Origin of the sequence: Paenibacillus qinlingensis, assembly GCF_013204845.1 — a bacterium.
In the GTDB taxonomy this organism is placed as follows: Bacteria; Bacillota; Bacilli; order Paenibacillales; family NBRC-103111; genus Paenibacillus_E; species Paenibacillus_E qinlingensis.
Genome location: NZ_JABMKY010000008.1, coordinates 41555 through 64560 on the forward strand (window position 1 = coordinate 41555; position 23006 = coordinate 64560).

Here is a 23006-nt window from a genome sequence, read left to right on the forward strand (position 1 = left end):
GAATCTATTTCTTCATGAAAAAGAAGTTAGTTCAACTTTATCAAATATCCCCACCTAGGTCGTTAACGTATAGTCCGATTTCTTTGCATATTCTCCGAAACATTATCAATGGCTCTTACACTATTTTCCCCACAAAAAATTAATACAAGCGTAACTTCTATCATAATTAATGTGACTTCCCAGGCGCAGGTGGCCATGACAAGGGGCGTAAAAAATTCGTTGCGTTTGTACTGCACATCAACATCGGGCACTAACGCCTAGGGGTCCAGCGAAACGCAAACAAACCACTCCTTGCACGGATTGTGCAGGGAGTGGTTGTGCATAAACCTTGAAGGCCACGGCCTATTTCTCCAACTCATAGCGAGCCGCGGTAACGCCCGACTTGAGCGTTCGGATGGACAGCAGCTTGAGCTTGGTTTTCTCACCGTTGCCGTGGAATGCCGATTTTCCGCCGCCCAAGATGACCGGACAAATCGTCAGCAGGAATTCGTCGATCAGGCCGAGCTCAAGCAACGTCTTCGCCACCCCCGGGCTGCCGAAAATAACGAGATTTTTGCCAGGCTGCTCCTTGAGCGCCTTGATTTCCTCCGCGATATTGTCCTTGATCAGCATCGTATTGTGCCATTCCACACTGTCCATCGAGCTGGAAATGACGATCTTCTTAACATCCTGCACCCATTTGGCATGCTCCATACTGTGCTTCGACGCATCCGGATTGTCCAGCACCGTGGGCCAGTAGCTCTCCATCATCCGGTAGGTCGTGCGTCCGTATACGGGAGATCCAACTTCGGCTACAACCTCCTCAGCGTATTTCTCTAATTCCTCGTTGTATGGAATCCAATCTAGTCCTCCGTTCAAATCCGACGCGTATCCATCCAGCGATACATGCATGAACAATACAAGTTTTCTCATGTTGGCTTCTCCTCCGATTTTGAATTTCATTGTTCGATTTTGGGCATTATGCCCGTGTTTCTTCTGTTCATACGTTCACTATAAATCATTACGTAACGTAAGGATCAAGTGGAAATTTGAATGTAAATAGGCGTTCACCCCATGGAGTGAACGCTTATTTTTCAAAGCTTGCCGCAATTCGTCGCTACTAGTTAGAAGACAGAACCCATGCGTCATCAAAAGATACATCCACCGAGGTGGTTCTGAATCCGATTTTCCCTGTAGTTAATTCCGTTACAGGATTAGTCCATTCCGTCTTTAATACTCCATCCACGTAACCTTTTATCGTATTCCCTTGAATAGAAGCCTTGATCGTATACCACTGGTTCGCCTGAGCTGTGAAAGAAGTGCTGGATACTAAGGTCAGCTGTCCATTCACAGCTTTATATAACTCCAGCTTTTGATTCCCTACATTTATTCGATACAAATAATAATTATCCGCATTCTGCACCCGGAAGACGATGCCCGCATTGGCATTGGTGATGGGCATTTTCACTTTACCTTCATACGTATAGTCCGTCCATGCATCACCAGCTGTAATGAGCGCAGTAGTTGAATTATTTTGCGTTAAAACTTTCGTTCCGTCTGTCACCACACTCCATGAACCTGAAGATGACGTCCATCCGGTCATACTTCCATTCTCAAAATTATCATTCAATCGGATGATTGGTGACACTAGGGCATCGTCAAAATGGACGACCATCGAGGTGGTGCGGAATCCGATCCCGCCTGTTGTCAATTCCGTTATAGGATTGGTCCATGCCATTTTTAATTCTCCATCCACATAACAGGAAATTTTATTCCCTTCTATAACCGCCTTAACTGTATACGACTGCTTCTCAACGGCTGCGAAAGGAGTGCTTGTTACTAGCGTCATTGATCCATTAACGGATTTATACAACTCCAATTTCTGATTGGATGAATTGATTCGATACATATAATAATTATTGGCGTCCTGAACCCTGAAGACAATGCCTGCATTGGCATTGGTAATGCCCATTTCCACTTTGGCTTCATAGGCGTAATCCGTCCATGAGCCGCCAGCATTGGCGACAATAAGGGATGTTGTTGTCTGACTGCCGCTGGATAACATTTTATTCTTGTCGACTGTCGGTACGGTCCAATCACCTGAAACGGATGTCCATCCCGCCGTATCTCCATCTTCGAAATTTTCACTAAACAACGGTTTCGTATTGGCAAAGATGATGCCACTTACATTGGCATTTATTACACTAACTTTCAAGTCAGTCAGATTAGTTGCGAGCTTGCCTTTTACATAAACATCTGAGAACATGACACCATTAACCATTCCACCTTTGGTGAGGTTCCCGGAAAGTCTGGATTGCTCTGATCCCACTTCGCGCAGATTAATGTTCTTTAATACTACATTGTTTACATTGCCAGAAGTACTAGTAGAAACTGTAAGCCAATGATTCCCGAATTGATTAATACCGACTCGTTCAATATCGATATTTTCAAACGTAATATTTTGAGCGTAACCTTCCTCCGGAAGCGTATTACTTGTGTAACCATGATCAACCAGCAATGCCCTTGCGCTTTGATACACATACGAATTTCGGACGGTCACTCCGATTTGCGCCTGGGCTACCCCTTGGCCAATTTTGAAAGCCGCGCATCTGGTCCATGCAAATGCGTCATCAAAAACTACATTTTCCAAATGTTCAAGCGCTCCAGGCCATCCGCTAGACATTCCCGTCTGCAACCAGGTTTTTGTAGAATACGTGTCATCATCCGATATGGCAATCGAATGTTTAACAAGCACATTCTGACTCTCGTTGATATCGATAACATCATTTTCGATTTTGTATAAATCCTGGAATCCTTTGAGATTTTTGATTGTAACATTGTCAGAACGAACTACCATGAACGACCAGAAACCAGCATCCCGCAATGTTAAACCATCAAAATTAAAATTTGTAGTTGCGAGCGGTACGATCAGATTATTCAATAATCCTTCATTTTTATTCGGTGCTGGCATTTTTCGTTCTCGCATCGCTATGCCTTTTCCATCAATGGTTCCCCTTCCCCGTATGGTGATATTGCTGGAGTCTACGGCAGTACGAATAAAATACGTTCCATCCGCATTTCGTGAATCCTTTCGAAAATCAATCCCGTAATCTTCGCCCTTGCCTGTACCGACAATGACCGCGCCTCCGGCTAGGTAAAAGGTCACATTGCTTTTCAAAGTCAGATTCCCGCTCTTATAGACACCGGCTGGAATGAATACAATGCCACCGCCAGCTTGATTGGCGGCGTCGATAGCCTGCTGAATCGCGTTGGATGCCATCGATGTCCCCGTATTATCCGCGTTGTATGGGGATTGGGTCACATTGTAAATCCCGGCACCTGTGGATGGGGGAATATTCGTCTCCAAGGGATCTGCTGCGATGACAATTCTCTTCGTCTGGTCATTGATTGTTACGATCACATATGTGGAGGTAGAAAGCGTAAACGTTAGCTTGTTCCCATTAACAGTCCCCTCGATGTTTTTGGCCATTGGACTGATGGAATAGGAGGTAATCGGCACATTAGAAGTAACCTCAATACTGACCGTTCCTGCAAAAGAAAATTGAGCATAGTCATAGTCATCCTTATAGTTAATCACAGGAATGGACTGATTATCTGCTTTCAATGAAAATACACTGGATGCCGTATAGATGGACGGCATCGGGTAATTCTGAATCGTAGCTGGAGCTGCTCCAACCGTTCTGGGTAACAAGCCTGTGATTATGATGCCAAGCACGACCAACAAGCCGACTAATTTTCTTGTCACTGTAAACATGGATATACCTCCTTAAGATTATTTACTGCCCACCGATATGATAAAGGCAGCGAAGCTTCGTACGCTAAACAAGGTCCTTGCTTGCGAAAATTGGAAGCGCTAACATTTTCCACGATAACAAACTGATCTATTTTGCGGCATTCTTCCCCCTTTCATGAAGTCATAATCTTGTTTAGGCATAGCCCAATAAGATCATTAAATAACTATCGGCTATATACATGAGAACACAGACAAGAGGAGATCCTTACGTCAGTCGTGCAAGCAAGTTCTCCTCTTATTGTAAAATTATGATGAATTACTTACTTTTTCGCAGTTGCATACCAATCATTGACTTCTTTGTAGCTAGCGTCTCCGCCTGTTGATTTGAATTTGGCAACGAATGCATCAATTCCCGTAAACGGTTCAGCACCAAAAATCAACTTGGTTGTGTAATCGTTAGATTGCGTATTTAGACTTTGAAAGTTCTTGGAGAATTCCACCATATACGGTGCGTAACCTAAAAGATCGGTTACTTTAGTAGGTTCGGGCGCTAATCCATTCAGTGAATTCCAGGCATCGTACAGACGCATATCCTTACGTACACGTGCCTGCCAATAAATAGGGTAGTTCTTATCGTCCGTTCCCGTTAAGAAGTTATTCGCTTGATTCCGCTCATCGGTAAAGATGGGTTGAATCGGTGAATATGCACCGTCTTTGAGCGTATAATGTTTGTTTTCTTCCCCAATTGCCATCGTTCTGAACGTATCTTTCTCCAGCTTCGCATTCATCCATTTGATGGCATCTTCCGGATGCTTGGATGCTTTTGGGATGAACGTAATACGGTCAAAGCCTTTCGAAGCAGATAGGCCCGTTTTACCATCTTTACCTTTCACTGCAGGGATAAACGTTGCTTTCGCAGTTGGAATATTTTTCGTTAAAGCATCAGCAATCGTAGGGACATCCGACCAGTTCATCATGAGGATACCGGCTTTACCACTTGTAAATTTCTCTTTCGTCGTTGCTGCCTTATTAGCAGCAAATTCTTTGTCAATTAAGCCTTGTTTAAATAGATCAGCTACAAATGCTGCATAATCCTTGAAGGCGGGGTCCATCACACGAGGCGTTAATTTACCATTCACATCATTCCAGAAATTCGGCATGCCGAAAGCACCAACTATATTAGCAATAAAAGATGAATCACCACCGACGGTTAAAGGAATATTCCCATCGCCATTCCCGCCTGGATCTTTCTCTTTAAACGCTTTCAAGACGGTAACTAGCTCATCAAGTGTTGTCGGCATTTTCAAACCGACTTTATCCAGCCAATCCTGCCGAATGTACAGGTCTGTATTAACAGTCCGGGTGCTTTTCGTTGGAATGGCATATAGCTTCCCATCAACCTTGGCAGCCTCTAAAGCTTCAGGATCAATGACAGCTTTAATGTTCGGCCCGTATTTATCAAGGAGCGGTCCAAGATCGACTAATGCCCCCTTTTTTGCATAATCGGAATAAAGCGCTTTAAAATCAGTGGTTCCTGCTATAGTCACCGCATCGTATGGCTCTCCTGAAGCGATCAGGATGTTCAGTTTATCTTGAGGTTTATCCTGCGGAAGCATATCGTACTGAACTTTATAACCCGTAGCTTTCTCCAAATACGTAGCAACAGGGTAGGTGTTATAATCATCCTTTTGCCAAATTTGCAACGACTTTAGTTCCGGCTTTACTGCCGCTGCCGTTGGTACTGATGACGATGCTGTTGATGATGCCGGCGCTGACGTGGTGCTGCTTGAGCTGGTCCCACCTGAGGAACAAGCAACGAGCGATGAAACTGACAAGCAAGCTGTAAGCGAAACGAGCATCAGCTTTTTGTTTTTTTTCAACATACAAAAACCCTCCCTAGTTCATTATGTAATCCTATCATTAAGCCGTAGATGGCATTAACGCAAGTTCTAACCTTTCACTGAGCCAATCAGAACACCTTTGACGAAATGCTTTTGGAGAAACGGATAGACGAGCAGCATTGGAATAATAGAAGCAATAACGGTGGCCGATCGTATGCCTTCAGGCGAAATCTTCATGATATCGTCCACGGAGCTATTCAGGGCAGTCGAGCTGTCTGCATCCATAACAATATCCCTTAGATATAATTGCAAGGGTTTCAAACTTGCTTTCGAAATATACAGCATAGGATGAAAGTAGTCATTCCAGAAATACACCGCATAGAATAGCGCAATTGTAGCAATAACCGGCGTGCTTAGCGGAAGAATGATACGGAAAAGAATCGTAAAATTGCGAGCCCCATCCATTTTGGCTGACTCCTCTAACGCTTCAGGTAAAGATTCATAATAGCTCTTAATTACCAATAGATTAAACACGCTAATCAGTGCAGGCAGCATTAAGGACCACAAACTATTGATGAGGTGGAGTTCCTTCATTAGTATGTAATTGGGAATGATGCCACCATTAAACAACATCGTAAAAATGAACAGGATCAAAACAAATGGAATTCCTGGCAGATGCTTCTTGGATAAGGGATAAGCCGTTAAAGCCGTCAACATAATCGCAAGCACTGTTCCCACAACCATAACAATAATGGACACGGAGATTGCATGTAAAAACTGACTTGAAGATACGACATACTTCATCGTTTCTAGTTGAAAGCCCACAGGCAGAATCCCAACCTTACCCGAGATGACTGCTGATTCATTACTTAAGGCTTTGGATAGTACATTGAGCATAGGCAATAGCGTAAGCACGCTAGACAATAACAGTGCAGCATATACGCAGATATCTAGGGACCAATCACCAATTGTTTTCTCTTTCATAGCTGCACCTCCTACCAAATGCTTCGCTTGACCACTTTTTTGCTGAGCTCATTGCCCAACACGATCAAGAGGAATCCAATTACCGAATTAAACAAACCTACTGCTGTACTAAAGCTATAGTCTTGCTGTCCTAGACCTATTCGATATACATAAGTCCCAATGACATCACCAGATTGATAAACAACGGAATTATACATGGTCAAAATTTGTTCCGTACCTGCTTCGAGTAAATATCCGAGACGCAATACAAGAATCAGGATAATCGTAGGCACGATACCCGGCAGAGTAATGTGCATCATCTGGCGAATTCGCCCAGCCCCATCAATAGATGCTGCTTCATATTGCTCTTGCTCAATGCCCGCGATCGCCGCAATAAAGATAATCGCGTTCCATCCGGATTCCTTCCAGCCTGCGGTAAACACCAGCACACTCCGGAAATAGTCATTATCAAGAAAGAACGATATCGGCTTACCACCGAAAAACGCAATTACATTGTTGACCAAACCTCCGCTTGGGGAGAGTATGGTAATGAACAGTCCAGAAATTATTACCCAAGACAAGAAATGTGGCAGAAAAATAATCGTTTGAATCGAACGCTTGAACCAGCTTTTACGTACCTCATTTAGCAGCAGCGCAATAATAATCGGAACTGGAAAGAGAAGCACAAGCTTGTATAAACTGATTAAGAGTGTGTTGATAAATACTTGCATAAATTCTTCCGACTGGAGTAATTTCTCGAATTGCGCCAAACCAACCCATTTACTTCCCGTAAATCCATCGAAAATGTTAAAATCCATGAACGCAATGATAATCCCATACATGGGCGTATATTTGAATAGCAGTAAAAACAATAATCCCGGAATTAGCAAAACATAGAGATCTAAGTTTGTGAGAAACAGTTTCCATTTATTCTTGCTAACTTTCGTCGTTCTGACACGTTGTTTCACTTCCAATGTTCTAACGCTCATATCGCGTTCACCTCCAAGTTGTAGAATTGAATTACAAAGACAATTATCAAGTTCGAAGCCCCGGCTATCGAATAGGATCTCTTCCGCACTAGCTTACAAATACTATTATAAAACGCTTTCCTGTTTGGCGAGAATGATGAATCTTCCTTTTATACTTGATGAATCTTACTGTTTTTCGAAAAAAAGGGGCAAATTAATGAAAGCGCTCTCCTTATAATCTAAAAATACTAAAGAGGCATGAATTCGGCACTGTACCGGACTCATGCCTTTTAGCTTTACCGATGGATAAGTCGTGGCCCCCTTCTCTCCGCTTTTGCGACCAAGGACCCGTTGCATTATCCGTTTCCCTCTCTTTTCTCTGTCAATCTCAACGGAGAAACTATATAATCGGAGCAGAATATTTATTTTCTGGAGGAATCTTTCTATGACGAGGTCAGTTCAACACCAATCCAGCGTCATTTATGCTAATTATTTCACCCACACTAAGCCCCACTTTGTTTCGTATAAAGACGGGTTAAACTTTTACATGTTCCGGCTTCAGTCAGAAGGATCCTGTCGTGCATTAGTGGGAGGGAAATTAGAGACCATCATCCCCGGTGACCTGCTTATTTATCATCCTGACCAGCCATACGAACTCAATGTGCAGCCCCGAAGCGCTCCAGATTCGGGCGCGGTTCAACCTGTCGGCGACTATTTCCTGGCTGGTAAGGGGGAATGGCTGGACTCGTGGTGGAAAGACAAAGACTTGCCCACTAAAACAAACATTGGCTTTGACGATACAGTCATTACCTTATGGAAGCATATAATCAGCGAAAAGAAAAAAGTCATGCAGAACCAAGAGGAGATCATGGACTATCTGCTTCGAACGCTTTGTTTGACACTAGAACAAGTAATTCAGAGCAAACAACGCACCAAAGGAGCAGATATCGCCCATAAACTTAAGCTATTTATAGAAAGTCATGCCAATGAACCTCTTAGTTTAGAAAAAATAGCTGCCTCTGTCGGATTAAGCGTCTCACGCTGCTCCTATCTGTTTAAAGCCGCTTTTGACCAATCGCTGTTCGCCTATTGCATTGACGTTAGGCTAAAACTTGCGCAACAGCAGGTGCTCTACAGCAATCTTGCGCTGGAGCATGTTGCGGAAAAGACAGGCTTTGAGAGTTACCCTCATTTTTGCCGAGTTTTCCGTGAACGATTTGGACATCCCCCAGGCGAATACCGGCGCAAATTCGGATATGGGCTCAATCCTTATTGATGCGGGCTTAGGACGCCAACGTGTAATACCTGATTTTCTTGAACCAGTAAGGAATGAAGCTGCTCATACTTTACATTTTGAACGATGCCGTCCGTATTAAGAGCCAGCACGGCTGCAGCCGCAGCCGATTGCCCAAGGATCATAAATACGGGCTCCATCCGGATCGAACCGTAGGCTGCATGGGTAGCCGAAACGCATACCGGTACAATTAAATTGGTGCACTCTGTCTGTTTTGGCACAATTGCTCGATAGCTTATCGGATAAGGGGCTTTTAATTTTACGTAAAATCCGCCTTCTGTGCTAACATATCCGTCTTCGTTTACATAATACTGGGTGTGGTGCGAGTCCATGGCAAAGGATCCCATTCCGATGGAATCGGCTACTTGGTTTTCCAATCTGACTACATGCTCGGTCACTACATAGTCACTAATCATTCTGCGGGATTCTCTGACGTACAACTGTGGAGTCCAGTGACCTGTCTCAATAAATTCATCGAGCGGTAAGCCCCACGGCTTGTAGACTGCCCGAATTGCTTCCGGCACTCGCGGATGATTTTGAATGGTCCACACATAGCCTTGCTGATAAAGACGATGAGCATGCCACATGTGTTCCCGCTCAAGATAATCCGCCTCTGCATAACTATGGTTCATTCCGTTATAATCCGTGGAAATGCCACTGTTGTTATTGGAATCTGTCTTATCCGAAGTTACCATATTCAATTTAAAAAATTTCGAACTTTGCCCCTGCTCGATGGCTCGGAACAAAATTTCATAATCAGCTTCGTTATATCCCTCAGGCTTTTCGATCTCCAGACGGTTGTCCGGATTATTCGTCAAACACATGCGGAAGTTATAAGCTTGAAGCTTCGTGTCTCCATCGCCGATGTTGCCGCCACGTTGAGGATTAACTCGCAAAAGCAAGCCGCTCGAGGGTACCCCTTTAATGACATAAGGATCGATTCCGCTGGGTAGCTCATTGCGTTCATTGCCAGGATGAATGCCGTTTAGTGTCTCACCATATTGTGAATTAGACTCCCGACCAACAAAATAGGATACGCCCGATTTGCCCATCAAATCCCCTTCATACGTAGCATCAATAAACACTTTACCTTGATAGAGGTTCCCGGATTCCATGCAAATGGAAATAATTTGGGAATCTTTCTTTGTAACCCCGTCTTTAAGACGCAGCCTTTCTCCATATATGACTTCAATGTTATGTTCCGTCACCAAATCTTGCATAACTTCGAGCGCTACTTTAGGTTCAAACATCCAGCAAGCTCCGTCATGTGAATATTTCTGGGCTACCCGTTTGTAAAACTCTAAAGCTTGGCCCCCAATAGCTTCCTTCATCCCGAAATCCGTATCTCCCAAGCCTCCCGTGGTCAAGCCCCCAATCCGCTGACTTGGCTCGATCACGACTGCGTTTTTACCCATTTTTTTCGCTTGAACAGCGGCCATAATGCCTGCCGCAGTCCCTCCATAAATGACAATATCACACTGTTTCTCCTGGTACATGTTATGCTTCCTCCTCCTAATTACGTTTACGTTTATTATTATAAGCCTATCCTCAATCTATCGAGAATGATGGATCTTCCTTTTTAACTTGATACATCTTACTTTTTTAGCTTGACTGCTACTGACACAAATGACCCGGAGGGTGAGCACTTTTTTAAAGTGTCCACCCTCCGGGTCATCTATATGTGCATATGGCATATGTAACTTCTCAAATCTTCGTTTATACGTCCATGACAACCATTTGATGGCAATCTATTCTTGGCACCTCGTAATGCACAGTTCCATCTGAATCCGTTACGAAAGCGAGCTCTGTCATCTGCGGGGCCAGATACACCTTTTTGACCGGCTTATCCAACCGCACTGATACCTTAGTCTCGAAAATCGGTACTACATCTTCAATTACTTCGACGTTCTTCCCCCGTTTGACAGGCACGGCATACAAGAGGTGATTAACAAAGCGCCGCTCTGTCGGCTGCTCCATAAGCGTAACGATTCCCTGTGCCGGCAAGTTCGTCGAGAGTGTTTTTGCAGGTCCTAACAGCTTGTTCAGCGCATATAAAACGACTTGTTTGAGAACGAGACTGCCCACCGTCGCATATTCCTCGAAGACATTCCACGCTATGTAAATACCATTACTGCTTTCAACCATCCCTGCTCCGTTCGATTGGAGAGTACTTGGGGTATGTTGATGCGAACAAAACGTATACACATCACGGTTAAAATAAGGATTCTCCCGGTGCCCTAGCATCACCCCATCCCCGCTCAATTCAACTTGCTGACCCTTGGAATAGAAGACGAAGGATGCTTCCGGCACGCTTTCCAGCGCAAAATGCGGGTGAAAATAAGAAGGTTTATACGGATTCATCCCGGCATAGCGCACCCCAAGATCAATTGAAAATGCAGTTCCCTCTACGTTTAGCCCAGATTCCCCGGAAGCTAGCAGCTTTCCACCCTGTGCCATGTAAGCGTTCAGCTTGGTTTCAAGTTCCGGGGTTATCATAATACGATCTGGCAAAATAATAACGCGATAACGATGGAAATCGCTATCCATATCAATGACGTCGAACAGAATGTTACCTTCCAGCAGCATGCGAACTGCTCCAGCATCCCCATTGCCTGTTCGATCGGCTTCCCCCTCTTCTGGCCGTGAGACTGCAGCTTCCACCGTAAATAATCCAACGTCAGCAATGCTTAGAACATTGGCGCACCATGGTTCCTTGCTTTCCACTTCGGCATAAGCCGCGCCAATAATCGCATAAGTTGCAGGATCCATGCGGCCTTCCGGATGCAGTTGATCGCCTATGGAACAGCTTGCCCCATTCGCGATGCTGAGTGCTGTTTCGTAGCGCAGCGCATTCGGATGCTTGTAGCCGCCGAATTCTCCCCACGACGTGTGGAATTTGCCTGTCATGCCAAGAAACGGCATCCCAAGTCCTTGCGCGTAGCGGGCCGAAAGTGGGAAATGATCATAGCCCCACCCTCCGGTCGGTAAAGATTCCAGTTCCAGATGCGAGTTCATTGCAGCCAAATCACGGCGTCCACGGCGGATATGTCCGCCGTTGTGGAACACGGGCAGCCCCGGTTTCACAGCGTCAATCGTTTCTCGGACCCTGCGAGTGTAATTGCTGTATGTGCGTTCGCCTAGATCTAACACTGCCCTCACGTCACGGGGATCCATTCCCTCAGACCGTAATTGGCTAACGCAGTTGTGACAGTAGCATTTGCGTACCCCGACAATATCGAGAAAAATACCGTCCGCATCATAGCGCCGAACGACTTCGTCAATTTGACGTAGAAGCACGTCCAGATACGGTGAATTCATACAAAAAGAGTGATACCCCGGCTTCATAAAGCCATCCACCCACGTCGTCTTGTCATTGATGTCCCGAATTAGCCATTCGGGATGTCGGCGCGCCAGCTTTTCATCTACGCCTGCAGATAGATAGACTGGCGTTTTAACGCCAATGTCATGCGCTGCTTCGATCATCTCCCCAAGCAGATCAAATGTTAACTGAGGATGCATCTCATTGGCTTCGGAAGGATGATAGGCCCAGCCATGATGACATTTGGAAAAAACGGTGATTGAATCCACATGGCCCTTGCGAAGCATGTCCTGAAACTGCCCTTTGTCGAAATCGCGCCCAATCCCTGGGATTGCTTCCGACGTATGAAAATCAAGGTGAACTTGACGAAAACGCATAGAACTGTCGCCTCCTAAATCTGTATTTGATTTAACTATAGCTTGAAACATAAACATGATATAGTAATAGCAGCGACTTAAAATAGCACATTTCCGACCAATGGGAGATCCAACTTATGACTACCTGCTTGCAACTTCGCATTCCGCCCTTGCCGCAATTTCTCACCATCGGTTTCTCAACCTGGCCGGTTGGCGCCCAGCATTTTGGTCGAACTTTTGACGTCTACGATTTGCTGTTCGTTCGAAGTGGGATGCTGCATATGACAGAAGAATCGTACGCGTATGATGTAGGTCCTGGCGAAATGCTGTTGCTTGAACCTGGCATCCCGCACATCGGCCACAAAGCTTGCGAGGTGCCGACCGAGATTTACTGGGTCCATTTTAAGCATGAACCTGCGATCTCTAGGCTTCCGGAGCATCAGATCTCCTGGTCGGTGCCCGTGCGCGAAGGAAGAGACAGCGATTTGGCGCCTCAAGAACAGTATCTGTATGTGCCTAAATTCAGTTCCTACGATCAGGTGGCGGTGGAGCCGATTTTGGATGAAATGCTGCGACTCAGGTCGTCCTTGACGATGGAGTATGCCGTCGATCTGCAACAACTGTTAGGCCGACTCCTGTCACAACTGCAAGCTTCATTACGGTCAGGCCGGCTAGGCAGCCGATCTTCCGTGCTTGCAGCGCAGGTGATGCGTTATTTGGAAGTGCATCTTCGCGAACCTTATCATGCTGCACACATGGAACAGGAGCTGCATTTCAACGAGGACTATGCTGCGCGCTGCCTTCGTAAGCATACAGGGCTAAGCCCGCTCCAGTATCATCATGTGGTGCGAATGGAGGAAGCCAAGCGACTGCTCAGCACAAGTGAATTATCCCTACAAGAAGTCGGAGATCGTGTCGGTTATGAGGATTATAACTACTTTATCCGCGTCTTCCGCAAAACCGTCGGCTGCACGCCAAGCGCTTTCCGCAGGTCGGTGTACAGGTATGTGTGAGGCAAACATTGCGTCCCTTACCAGCAAGCAAGAAGCCTATCAAAGAAGTGTTAGGTGACAAATAAGTTCTGAAATGCCAAAGGGGCTGTCCCGCTGCCGAATTGTATTTAGATGTAAAAACTACAGCTAATGTTCTCGAATTCGAGGTATTTTCGTAATTCCGTTTCAAATAGATGGAGAAAATCCAGTTAAATTGCAGGAAGTCCGTTTATTATTCATCGATCCTAAGGTCAACAACGAAAGAAGAGGCCGTTTCAATAAGTCTACATAGACTTTTGAGACAGCCTCTTTTTACGAAGAAAGGGGTAGCGCCATAGATAGCGTCAAAGAGGATCGGATCGCCTACTTAGACTTAGCGTATTTCTCATTGTACATCTTGACAAGCTCGTCGGTTTTCAGCTTTTTGAAGCCATCAACGAAGGCATCCCATTCCGTCATTGGCTTTTGACCAAGAATAAATTTCGTTAGGTTTTCGCTCATATACGTCTTCAACGGGGTTGTAATTTCGGCGAGTTTTGACGATTCGTCTTTGGACCAGTTGATGGAAGGCTCGGGATCGCGCAGTGCGTTCATTTCCTTCAGTTTTTTCATCCGGTCTGGGATGATGGCGGCCTGTTGATCCTCTCCTGCCTTAAAGCCGAGCAAACCGAAGCGGTTATACGACGGAATGACACCGGTTAGCCACCAGCTACCATAGCCGTAATCGGTTTGTTTTTTCATACCTTCAGGGTATTTGCCATCCGCTCCGACGGTCCAGACGCTTTGGGTTTTGTCGAGCTTATATCCGGAAGGCGTCGTTTTGTCACGGGTGAACGTCTCATTTTCAACGCCAAGCATGAAGAACTCAATGCCCTCATCGCTGTAAGTGTAATCCATAGCCTTGATAATTTGATCGATGTATTTCGATTTTTTATTAATAACCATCGGCGAGCGGTAAGCGATGTTATAGTGTGGATCTAGATTTTGGGTATACGTTTTGCCGTCAATCTTCAATGGATAAATAGGCTGAATGTCGCGAGCTGGATCCTTCTTGGGATTGAGATTGTTCGACATCGCAAGTTGCTCCATCATTAGCGGGAACTGGCCGCTCTCATAACCCGCAAACAACTCCTGATCTTTCATCGTCAAGAAATTGGGATGCAGCAGCTTCTCTGAATACATCCAACTCATCAGCTCTGTCCACTGCTTGTAACGATCTTTAAAGTCGACTGGCGCAAAAACGAACTTTTTCGTCTCAGGGTCCATCATCATTCCGTTACCCGGACCGTTATTAACATTGATGCCAAAATACATCTGCGTCCGCTCCGCAAAATAATCGAATCCAAGACGTGACGAAGTAATGTAGTCACCCGTCTGTTTCTTCAGCGCGAGCATAGCCTTCTTGAAATCGTCGACCGTCTGAATCTGGCTAGCATCCAGTCCCTCTTTCTTCAACAAATCGTTACGAACGAGCCAGAGCGTTGTGGCAAAATCGAAATCCTGTACGAGTGGAAACGCATACAATTTACCATCCTCCGGATGGCGCATCACCTTGTCGGCCTCTGGATACTTTTTAAGCCATTTTTCCAGATTCGGCAACTTGCCGGCCTTCATATAATCATCGAGTGCCACGAACAACTGCGGTCCGTAATCCTTAAACGTGCGGTCATCTTGGAAAAATTTCATCATATCTGGCAGTTGTCCGGAGCTGAGTACGATGTTCATTTTTTCCTTAAACGCGTCGCGAGGCGGGCTGTTCACGTTAAATTTGACGCCTGTCCGCTTGCCCCACTCGACGAACACTGGCAAGTCGCTGCCGATCGGCAGTCCCGGATCCCAAGGTGTCAGTACCTCCACGGTTGGAATTTCGCCGGCAACGCTTTTACCGTTCCCAGTTGAAGCGGTAGGCGTGGCAGCTTTCTCTGTGCTCTGGCAACCGGCCAGCACTGTCATACAGATGGATAAGGTGGCGGCTGTCAGCCTCCAATTCATATTTTTGCCCATTTAGAACCCCTCCTGAATCGTTTATACGAATGCTATGAAAAAATAATTGTACACACTTGGAGCTACGCTGTTCAGCCCTTTACGGAGCCAACAAGCACGCCTTGCACGAAAAATCTTTGCACAAACGGGTAAATGAGCACGATCGGACCGATCGTCACGAAAATCGTCGCCATGCGCACGCTGATCATTCGCCCTGCGCCAGCAACTGGATCAACCTCCAGCGTATTCGCTTGGTCGAGCGCTCCCTGGGACAGTACTTCGTTAGCAACGAGAATACGGCGGAGAATAATGGTGAGTGGCTGCATATCCGGCGATGTTAAATACATGAGCGGGCCGAAATAAGCATTCCACAGTCCGACCGAAGCGAACAGCGCAATGGTTGCCAGAATAGCCTTGGAGAGAGGAATAACGATGCGGAGCAAAATTTGCCAATCGTTCGCACCGTCGATAAAAGCCGATTCATACAGCTCCTGTGGCATCGCCTGAAAATTAGTACGCAGAATAATAATGTTCCAGAAGCTAAATGCAGCCGGCAGCGTAATGGCCCACATCGTGTCGAGTAACCCGATATTTTTAATGAGCATAAAACTAGGAATGAGGCCCCCGCTAAAGAACATCGTGAAGGTGAACAGTACAGACAGCTGTCGACGTGCCCGAAATCGGTTAATCGACAGTGGATATGCCGTGAGGCAGCCGATTAGCAGTACAAGAAACGTGCCGAGCAGTGTATAACGAATGCTGTTCCAATACGCCAACACGATTTGGTTATCCCGGAAGACAGCCATGTAAGCCTCCCAGTTGATGCCCTGCGGCAGCAGCATTACCTTGAACAAGCCAACCGGCACAGGATTGCTTATCGAAAGCGCGAACATGTGCACAAACGGCAGAACGATCGACAGCGTCAGTAGCAGCAACGCTAGAAAATTAGCCGTATTGAACAGCCGGTTGGCGAATCCAGTATTTTTCACGTGCAGATTCCTCCTACCATAACGAATTTTGCTTCATAGCGCGACTAGCACGATTGGTTACGTACAGAATAAGGAAGGCGGCGACACTGTTGAGCAAGCCGACAGCAGTCGCATAGCTGAAATTCCGGTCAATAATACCCCGGCGGTACACGTAAGTCTGAATGACATCACCCACCTCGTAGATCGCAGGATTGCTCATGAGGTATGCCTTCTCGAAGCCAACGTTAATTACATCACTGGCGTGCAAAATAAATAGGATCGTAATGGTCGGCAGCATGCCCGGCAAGCTGATGTGCCAAATCCGGCGAAACCGATTGGCACCATCCATGTAGCTCGCCTCATATAGCTCGGGATCAATCCCGGTAAGAGCGGCCAAGTACAGAATCGAGCCCCAACCGATCCCCTGCCAAATACCGCTGCCGACGAATAATGTACGAAAGTACGACGATTCGTTGAAGAAGGCAATCGGCTCCATACCCAGCGACCCGAGCAGTAAATTGACCGGACCATTCGCGCCGAGCAGCTCCATCATCATCCCGACGACAACGACCATCGCGATAAAATGCGGCAGGTAACTAACGGATTGAAAAAACTTTTTCCACCACTTGCTTGTCAGCTCATTCAACAGCAGCGCCAGCAGGATCGGCGGCCAAAAGCCGAAAAGCAGACTATACAAGCCAAGCAGCAGCGTATTCTTGACCACTCGCACGGCATACGGATCGGCAAAGAAGCTCTGAAAATGCTTGAGACCGACCCACGGACTGCCGTCAAATCCGAGAATAAGATCGTACTGCTTGAAAGCGATAATAATGCCGTACATCGGGATGTAGTTGAACAGCAAAAACCCGAGCACGCCAGGCAGCACCATTAAATACAAATGCCCACTAAGTCGCAGCTCCCGCAGCCAACCCACGCCCCTCCGCCTCTCTAGCGGAGAAGTGAGTACAGCGGCCGCCCTGTTCTCTTTCAGTTTGTCGTTCATTACGCTTTTGTTTCCTCCCTTTCTCCGATAACCCGCTCCTTCTAGGTGGCCGCCACTGCAGCTACGCTTCGTACATGTAGGTTCATTTCGGTTACGCTTACAGTTTAATTATATAAGCGCTTTCATTAGGGGGAAATAGACGAATCGAAGACGATTATGGATGAATAACAGAAAAGCAATTTTGCATCTTTGAGAGGGGCTACTCCACTTCTTCTTCTTCTTCTTCTACTTCTACTTCTACTTCTACTTCTACTTCTACTTCTTCTACTTCTACTTCTACTTCTACTTCTACTTCTACTTCTACTTCTACTTCTACTGCTTCTTATTAATTCACTTTTCCCTCCCCAATAGGCCTAACCTGACAAATTTGAAGTTGAGGGTCAATGTTGGCAAGTTAGGGTAATCGGGTGGCATTCTGGCGGATGAGCTATTGCTTGCGGGCGGGGTGCTGTGGACGTGGGCCGAGCGAGGTTTGTAGGCGGGGCGGGATTCTGTGGATGTGGGGGCGAGCGAGTTTTGAGGCGGGGCGGGATTCTGTAGATGTGGAGGCGAGTGGTCTTTGTAGGCAAGCTAGATTCTGTAGCCTTGAGACGAGCAAGGGTTGTAGATGGGATACTTCAATAGAGTGCAGGGGTGAGTCAGCACGGAGCATTGAATTAATCCAACTCCCACCGCTCCCTTCTACTATCTCAGAAATGCAAAAATACAACCTTTTTCACTAATATATACTTGTTATTGTAAAATACGTGCAAATAGGCAACCTTTTCAACGTATTTCAAGATAATCTCCTGAAATCACTTCAAATTGATGCCTATTTGCATTAATTTCCAATAAGTAAGGAGAAAACCCCTTCGAAAAGTGCTTTTTTGCATCTTTGATAGGGGTTACTCCTCATTCTTCTCCTACTCATTACTTCACTTTTCCCCTCCCTAGTAGTCCTAATCTGACAAATTTTGGGCTGCGCTCGGGGGGGGGTTGGGGTTGGGGGTTAGCAGTTAGCAGTTAGAGGGTTGATGTTAGAGCTTGGGGGCCTTAAGGCCCCCAAGCTTGATTCTTGTTGCTGTGAAAGTATAGACCGGAGCCTGCATGCGCGCGCATATGTTTTATTCCGGCGCTCCTGCGGTCACCTTCACATTGTTCCAATAAATTTGCGTATTCACACCGGTCGTACTGCCACCGACCATGATCTTCGTAATATCGTCGGCCGTCTGACGGAAATTACCCTGTGATACAACCTGCGTACCGTCCAGATACATATCCATCTTCTGTGTCTGCGGATTGACAACCAGACGCACCGCATACCACTGATCCGAGGCCAGCGGAGCAGCAACAATGGTCTGCGTTCCATCTAAATACCAGAAACCGGTCTGATCGGCAAGCAGGGACACAGCGTTAGCGCTGCCCTGCGACTGCACATACACGGCAATTGCACCGCCCGTCGCCGGATTTGTGCCAAGATTAATGCGGAAATCAAAGTCGATCGTCACGGTACGTTTTTGCTGCACGAACTCCGCTGTCGCGCTTGGGAAGCTGCCACCTGTATTGTCGTAAACGTTTAAGCTTTTATCGGTAGCAGAAGGGAATTCGGCGATTTTAATATATGACCCGCCATCCAGCACTGGCTTATATGTCCAGTGCAACGGCACATCCGTTTCGCCATAGCTGTCGAATGATTCGTCCAGCAGCACCGGATCGGCCAAGGTCACCTCGACCGCGAGTGTGCCAGTCACCGTCACGCCTCCAGCGGTAAACTGCGCCGTCACCGTCGTTTCCCCGACACTAACGGCATGGACGACGCCCTCCGCATTCACAGTGGCGACCGCCGGGTCGGAGCTGGTGAAGACGATATGCTCACCGGTAATGTCCGCTTCCGCAACCGTCCCGTTATCATTGAACGACGCACTCACCGTCAACGGTGCACTGGCATCAAGCACGAACGGTTCGGGCAAGCCACTAAGATTCACTTCCGTCAATTCACCTGGAGGCAGCGTCAGTCCGCCATAGTTCAACGCAAGTCCAGTTAAGGACGCAGTAAACTCGGATGCTTGCTTGCCTGCGGCTGCAAAGCCTCCGCCGAGCAGCGTGCGCATCGACAGCTCATGCGTACCGAGCGACGCACCGTACGTAACGCCGTCAGCCGAATAATAAGCATGGTACCTACCACCTTCGCGCGCTAACTTCAAATAACCGGACGTGGCACTTACATCAAGATTTACAGCGCTGACCTGGCCGTTGTCCTCATCGCGCCAGTACAGTTTCCAGCCGCTGCCCTCTACGTAAGCGGCCGCTACAAACTTGGCGTTGGAAGCAGACGTCTCGCGAATCATCAAGCCCGATAAGGCACCAGACGTCTCGCTAGCGGTCGGCTCCAGCTTAACCGATAATTCGTAATTTTGCAGTGGTGTAGCATCAATATGGCGATAAACATAAGAGAACTGGTCCATCGAGCCGTTATCTCCCTTTACCGGGACATGCAAGCCCTGCCCCTTGCTCGCGAGCTGGTACGTCACACCGCTCACTGTAACCCCGCCGCCCTTCGTCGGGTTACCGATCGCAAGCCCTGACCATGGCGCTTGCACCGCAAAGTCGTCTTCCGCTGTCAGCGATGCAGCAGTACCGCTGCCGATGCGCAGGATGCCCCACTCGGCCAGTTCCGGCACCGTTAGCTCATGCTTGCCGCTTCCTGCGCTCGTCACCGCGAGTGGTAACGGGTCTTGACCCGGACGGTAGAGCACCGCCTGGAGCGAAGCGCCACCAAAGAAATCCGCATCCGTCAGCGTCACCTTCGCCCCTGTAACAGATTCACCCTTATGGTTGAGCAGATGCACCGACTTCGGCGCATTGGCGTCTGCAGAGGAGCGAACGATCGCATACACCTGATCCACGACGCTGACGCTCACAGCACTATGGTCGGCAAGCCATGTTGCGTCGATCGTCGGCACAGATACCACCTCAGCCTCTGTATCCGTAATGCGCTGCTGATCATCCGAGTCAAAAGACGACACCGGAGAATAAGCGATCAGCGTGTCCAGACCTTCCAACGTCTGAGCGCGCAAATCATAGTGCGGCAGACTGTCGTTTGCCGTCACTGTACGGAACGGTACACCTGCCTTAAACAGCTTCATAGATAAGTCCGTCAGTGTATTGCCGTTTAATTCGTTCCATTTCAGCAGAATGCCCACCTTAGCCGGTGGCTCGTGCCCGTCAAACAAGAAGGGATATTGCCGGATAAAATGGAACATTTCCCCGTACTGCTCGACCGTTCCGAAATAGCGAGTCGAGCCTTCCAGCCATGCGTCCCACGGCACAAGCATATACTGGCCAAGGGCATAGGCAGCCGCAAGCGATTGCCGAATATTCCCTATTTGAAACGGTAGCGGCGACATGATATGCGGTTTACCAAGCCCTGAGGCAATCGTGCCGTTCGTCACAATATTGTTCAGACTCATCGCACCCTCGTTATGCTCACCCATGCCATAATCAAACAAATCGTGGATGAAATGCGTTTGAGTGCTGGCATCGCGAATAAACGAAGCGTTATTCGAATATTCGATCGGCCGTCCGGCATACGTCTCCATATCCTCTCGCATGCGGGTATGGAAGTTAATCGCTTCCTGCTTCATAAACGCACCGAAAATGCTGTCGAGCGGCGTAAGCGCCTTTTTCGTCATATAATCGGCATTCGTTTCCACAACCAGCGTCGTTTGCAAAAACGTCTTATAATTGAAAGTCGCAATATTATCAATACCGAATCCGCTCAGCTCCGAAGTTGTATAATGCTCCTCTAGGTAATCCCGGAATCCGGTCATGCAAGGCGCGCAGAAGTCACCGCCGAACTTGTAGGCATCCACGCTTCCCACCCAGTCATCAAATTGAAATGACGACGCACCAGCGTCAATGGCGCTTTTGGCTGTAGCCAGAACCTGGTTGTAATACACCGGGTCACTCATACTGCCCCAAGTTGCGCCCCAAGTCATCCACGGAGCGACGATGTCGGTGCCGTCATAATATTTGGCCCGACCTCCGGTGCCGTTGTTCATATTTAGCGACCCCTGGAAGCCGACGCCGAGCCGGACGATATTCGAGATCTTATCCTGCTCCGTCAAATACGTCCACTTGTCGTCCGTCGCCATAAAACGCTTCAGTACGTCCAGTGTGCCAAGCTGGCCGTCCTGGCCGTCTGTCCGCCACCAGCGGGAAGACAGGAAGACACTCGAATAGCTATCGAACGAATTCGTTTCTGTGCCAGGCGCAGGAGGAGCGACTGGCTGCTCCGCCTCAGGAAGCTCGGGCATTCCCTGATAAATGCGAACGTTGTCCAGATTAGCGATGCGCACATAGTTCGCTGCGTCACCGTAGTAAGCACCGCTTACCCGAAGCGAAGAGAGATTAACCGTTCCGTCATAACGGAATGGAATTGCGCTTTTCTTCAGTGTGCCGTCCACATAGACGTCATACGTTACCGTCTCGGGATGAATGGCGATCGCCAGATTACGCCAAGCGTGAGACGACAGAGAAGTCGCTACATCCGTAGTCGCCGTCGTTGTGCCGACCGTGCGGAACGATGTAATTTTGGTCGGCAGCAGATTGAGCGCCACAGCGGTTTTGCCTGTTGTATCATTCACATAAAACAAGATATTTTCTTTCCCCGCCGTCGCACCCTCCGGAAGCTGCACATCGGCCTGAATCGTAAACGTGCCACTTTGCGCCGAGAACGTCTTCGTGATCCCCTGCGTATTTTGACGGCTGGCATCATAAATTTGCAGATAGCGATCACCGTCGAGCTTCTCCTTTACCTTGACATACGAATCGCCGGTCACCGACACGCCCCAGCCGGAAGGAGTCGAACCTAGCGCCATACTAGTGAACGTTTCTTTCAGCAGATCAGCATAAATGACCTGTTGTACCGTTGTAGTTAAATAACCGTCCGCCTGTACTGCGATGGTATACGTTTTGCCATCCGGAAACAGCGATGCGTCCAGCGTCAACTTGCCGGTGGAAGCTGCATACACCGAGGCAGATACAGTTGCATTATCGACGGTCACTTTCGTGATTGCCGCCCGCCAAGCCGCATCATCCGTGAACGTTAATTCAATCGGCTGACCAGGAACAGTTGACGTCGTATCGGGCGACAGCGCAGGCGGCGTTAGCAGCCTTACATCACCCGTGTATATTTTTACCCCATCCAAATTGACCACGCGAACCGGGTTTGACGTCTCGTTATAATACGCGCCCGTCACTTGCAAACGGCTGAGGCTCGTTACATCGTCATAACGGAACGAAACCCCGGTTGCCGCCAACGAACCATTCAAGTAAAAATCGAATGTCTTAGCGGATAAATCTGCCGACACGATGATATGCTGCCAAGACGACATGGCTAGCCCCTGCGCCAGTGTCGTACTGGTCGTCGTGCCGCCCACTGTGCGGTACGATAAGATACGGGTAGGCATAAGGTTCAATGCCACTCCCGCCTTGCCCGTTGAATCGAGCACATAGAACAGCACATTTTCTTTGCCGGACGTGCCGCCAGGCGGAAGCTGCACTAGTGCCTCAACGGTAACCCGTCCAGTTTGCGAGGCGAACGAC

13 protein-coding genes are annotated in these 23006 nt (G+C 47.7%); 2 read left to right on the forward strand and 11 right to left on the reverse strand.

The window, feature by feature from the left end; genetic code table 11:
- Positions 1 to 342 precede the first annotated feature (342 nt).
- The 5 genes from HQN88_RS16510 to HQN88_RS16530 form a co-directional block, all read right to left on the reverse strand.
- Positions 343 to 912, reverse strand: a complete 570-nt coding sequence (locus HQN88_RS16510) for a dihydrofolate reductase family protein (protein ID WP_173114145.1) — start codon at positions 910 to 912, stop codon at positions 343 to 345.
- A 187-nt stretch (positions 913 to 1099) separates the two neighbouring features.
- Complete coding sequence (locus HQN88_RS16515) at positions 1100 to 3754, reverse strand: 3-keto-alpha-glucoside-1,2-lyase-like domain-containing protein (RefSeq protein WP_173114148.1); 2655 nt, start codon at positions 3752 to 3754, stop codon at positions 1100 to 1102.
- A 299-nt stretch (positions 3755 to 4053) separates the two neighbouring features.
- On the reverse strand, positions 4054 to 5616 hold the full coding sequence (locus tag HQN88_RS16520; RefSeq protein ID WP_173114151.1) for an extracellular solute-binding protein: 1563 nt from the start codon (positions 5614 to 5616) through the stop codon (positions 4054 to 4056).
- A gap of 66 nt (positions 5617 to 5682) precedes the next feature.
- Positions 5683 to 6558, reverse strand: coding sequence for a carbohydrate ABC transporter permease (locus HQN88_RS16525; protein ID WP_173114154.1), 876 nt, complete (start codon positions 6556 to 6558; stop codon positions 5683 to 5685).
- An 11-nt stretch (positions 6559 to 6569) separates the two neighbouring features.
- A complete protein-coding gene (locus tag HQN88_RS16530; protein WP_173114157.1) occupies positions 6570 to 7526 on the reverse strand; it encodes an ABC transporter permease in 957 nt (318 codons plus the stop codon).
- Positions 7527 to 7950: 424 nt separating this feature from the next.
- On the opposite strand from HQN88_RS16530, the gene HQN88_RS16535 reads away from it, so the two are divergent.
- Positions 7951 to 8781, forward strand: coding sequence for an AraC family transcriptional regulator (locus HQN88_RS16535; RefSeq protein ID WP_173114160.1), 831 nt, complete (start codon positions 7951 to 7953; stop codon positions 8779 to 8781).
- On the opposite strand, the gene HQN88_RS16540 is transcribed toward HQN88_RS16535, so the two are convergent.
- Together HQN88_RS16540 and HQN88_RS16545 are read right to left on the reverse strand one after the other, a co-directional pair.
- Positions 8775 to 10295: an FAD-dependent oxidoreductase gene (locus HQN88_RS16540; protein WP_173114163.1), complete on the reverse strand. Its 1521-nt coding sequence runs from the start codon at positions 10293 to 10295 to the stop codon at positions 8775 to 8777. The genes HQN88_RS16535 and HQN88_RS16540 overlap by 7 nt on opposite strands.
- A gap of 220 nt (positions 10296 to 10515) precedes the next feature.
- Positions 10516 to 12495 (reverse strand): beta-galactosidase trimerization domain-containing protein, encoded by a 1980-nt coding sequence (locus HQN88_RS16545; protein WP_173114166.1) that lies wholly within the window; start codon positions 12493 to 12495, stop codon positions 10516 to 10518.
- A gap of 116 nt (positions 12496 to 12611) precedes the next feature.
- Between HQN88_RS16545 and HQN88_RS16550 the strand changes: the two genes are divergently transcribed.
- The gene (locus tag HQN88_RS16550) at positions 12612 to 13487 is read left to right on the forward strand and encodes a helix-turn-helix transcriptional regulator (RefSeq protein ID WP_173114169.1); all 876 of its coding nucleotides are present in this window, start codon (positions 12612 to 12614) and stop codon (positions 13485 to 13487) included.
- A gap of 342 nt (positions 13488 to 13829) precedes the next feature.
- On the opposite strand, the gene HQN88_RS16555 is transcribed toward HQN88_RS16550, so the two are convergent.
- The 4 genes from HQN88_RS16555 to HQN88_RS16570 form a co-directional block, all read right to left on the reverse strand.
- Positions 13830 to 15470, reverse strand: coding sequence for an extracellular solute-binding protein (locus HQN88_RS16555; protein WP_173114172.1), 1641 nt, complete (start codon positions 15468 to 15470; stop codon positions 13830 to 13832).
- Positions 15471 to 15541: 71 nt separating this feature from the next.
- Positions 15542 to 16438: a carbohydrate ABC transporter permease gene (locus HQN88_RS16560; protein WP_173114175.1), complete on the reverse strand. Its 897-nt coding sequence runs from the start codon at positions 16436 to 16438 to the stop codon at positions 15542 to 15544.
- Between the two features lie 13 nt (positions 16439 to 16451).
- Positions 16452 to 17420: an ABC transporter permease gene (locus tag HQN88_RS16565; protein ID WP_173114178.1), complete on the reverse strand. Its 969-nt coding sequence runs from the start codon at positions 17418 to 17420 to the stop codon at positions 16452 to 16454.
- 1103 nt (positions 17421 to 18523) lie between these two features.
- Complete coding sequence (locus HQN88_RS16570) at positions 18524 to 22870, reverse strand: DUF1533 domain-containing protein (protein WP_173114181.1); 4347 nt, start codon at positions 22868 to 22870, stop codon at positions 18524 to 18526.
- Positions 22871 to 23006 lie beyond the last annotated feature (136 nt).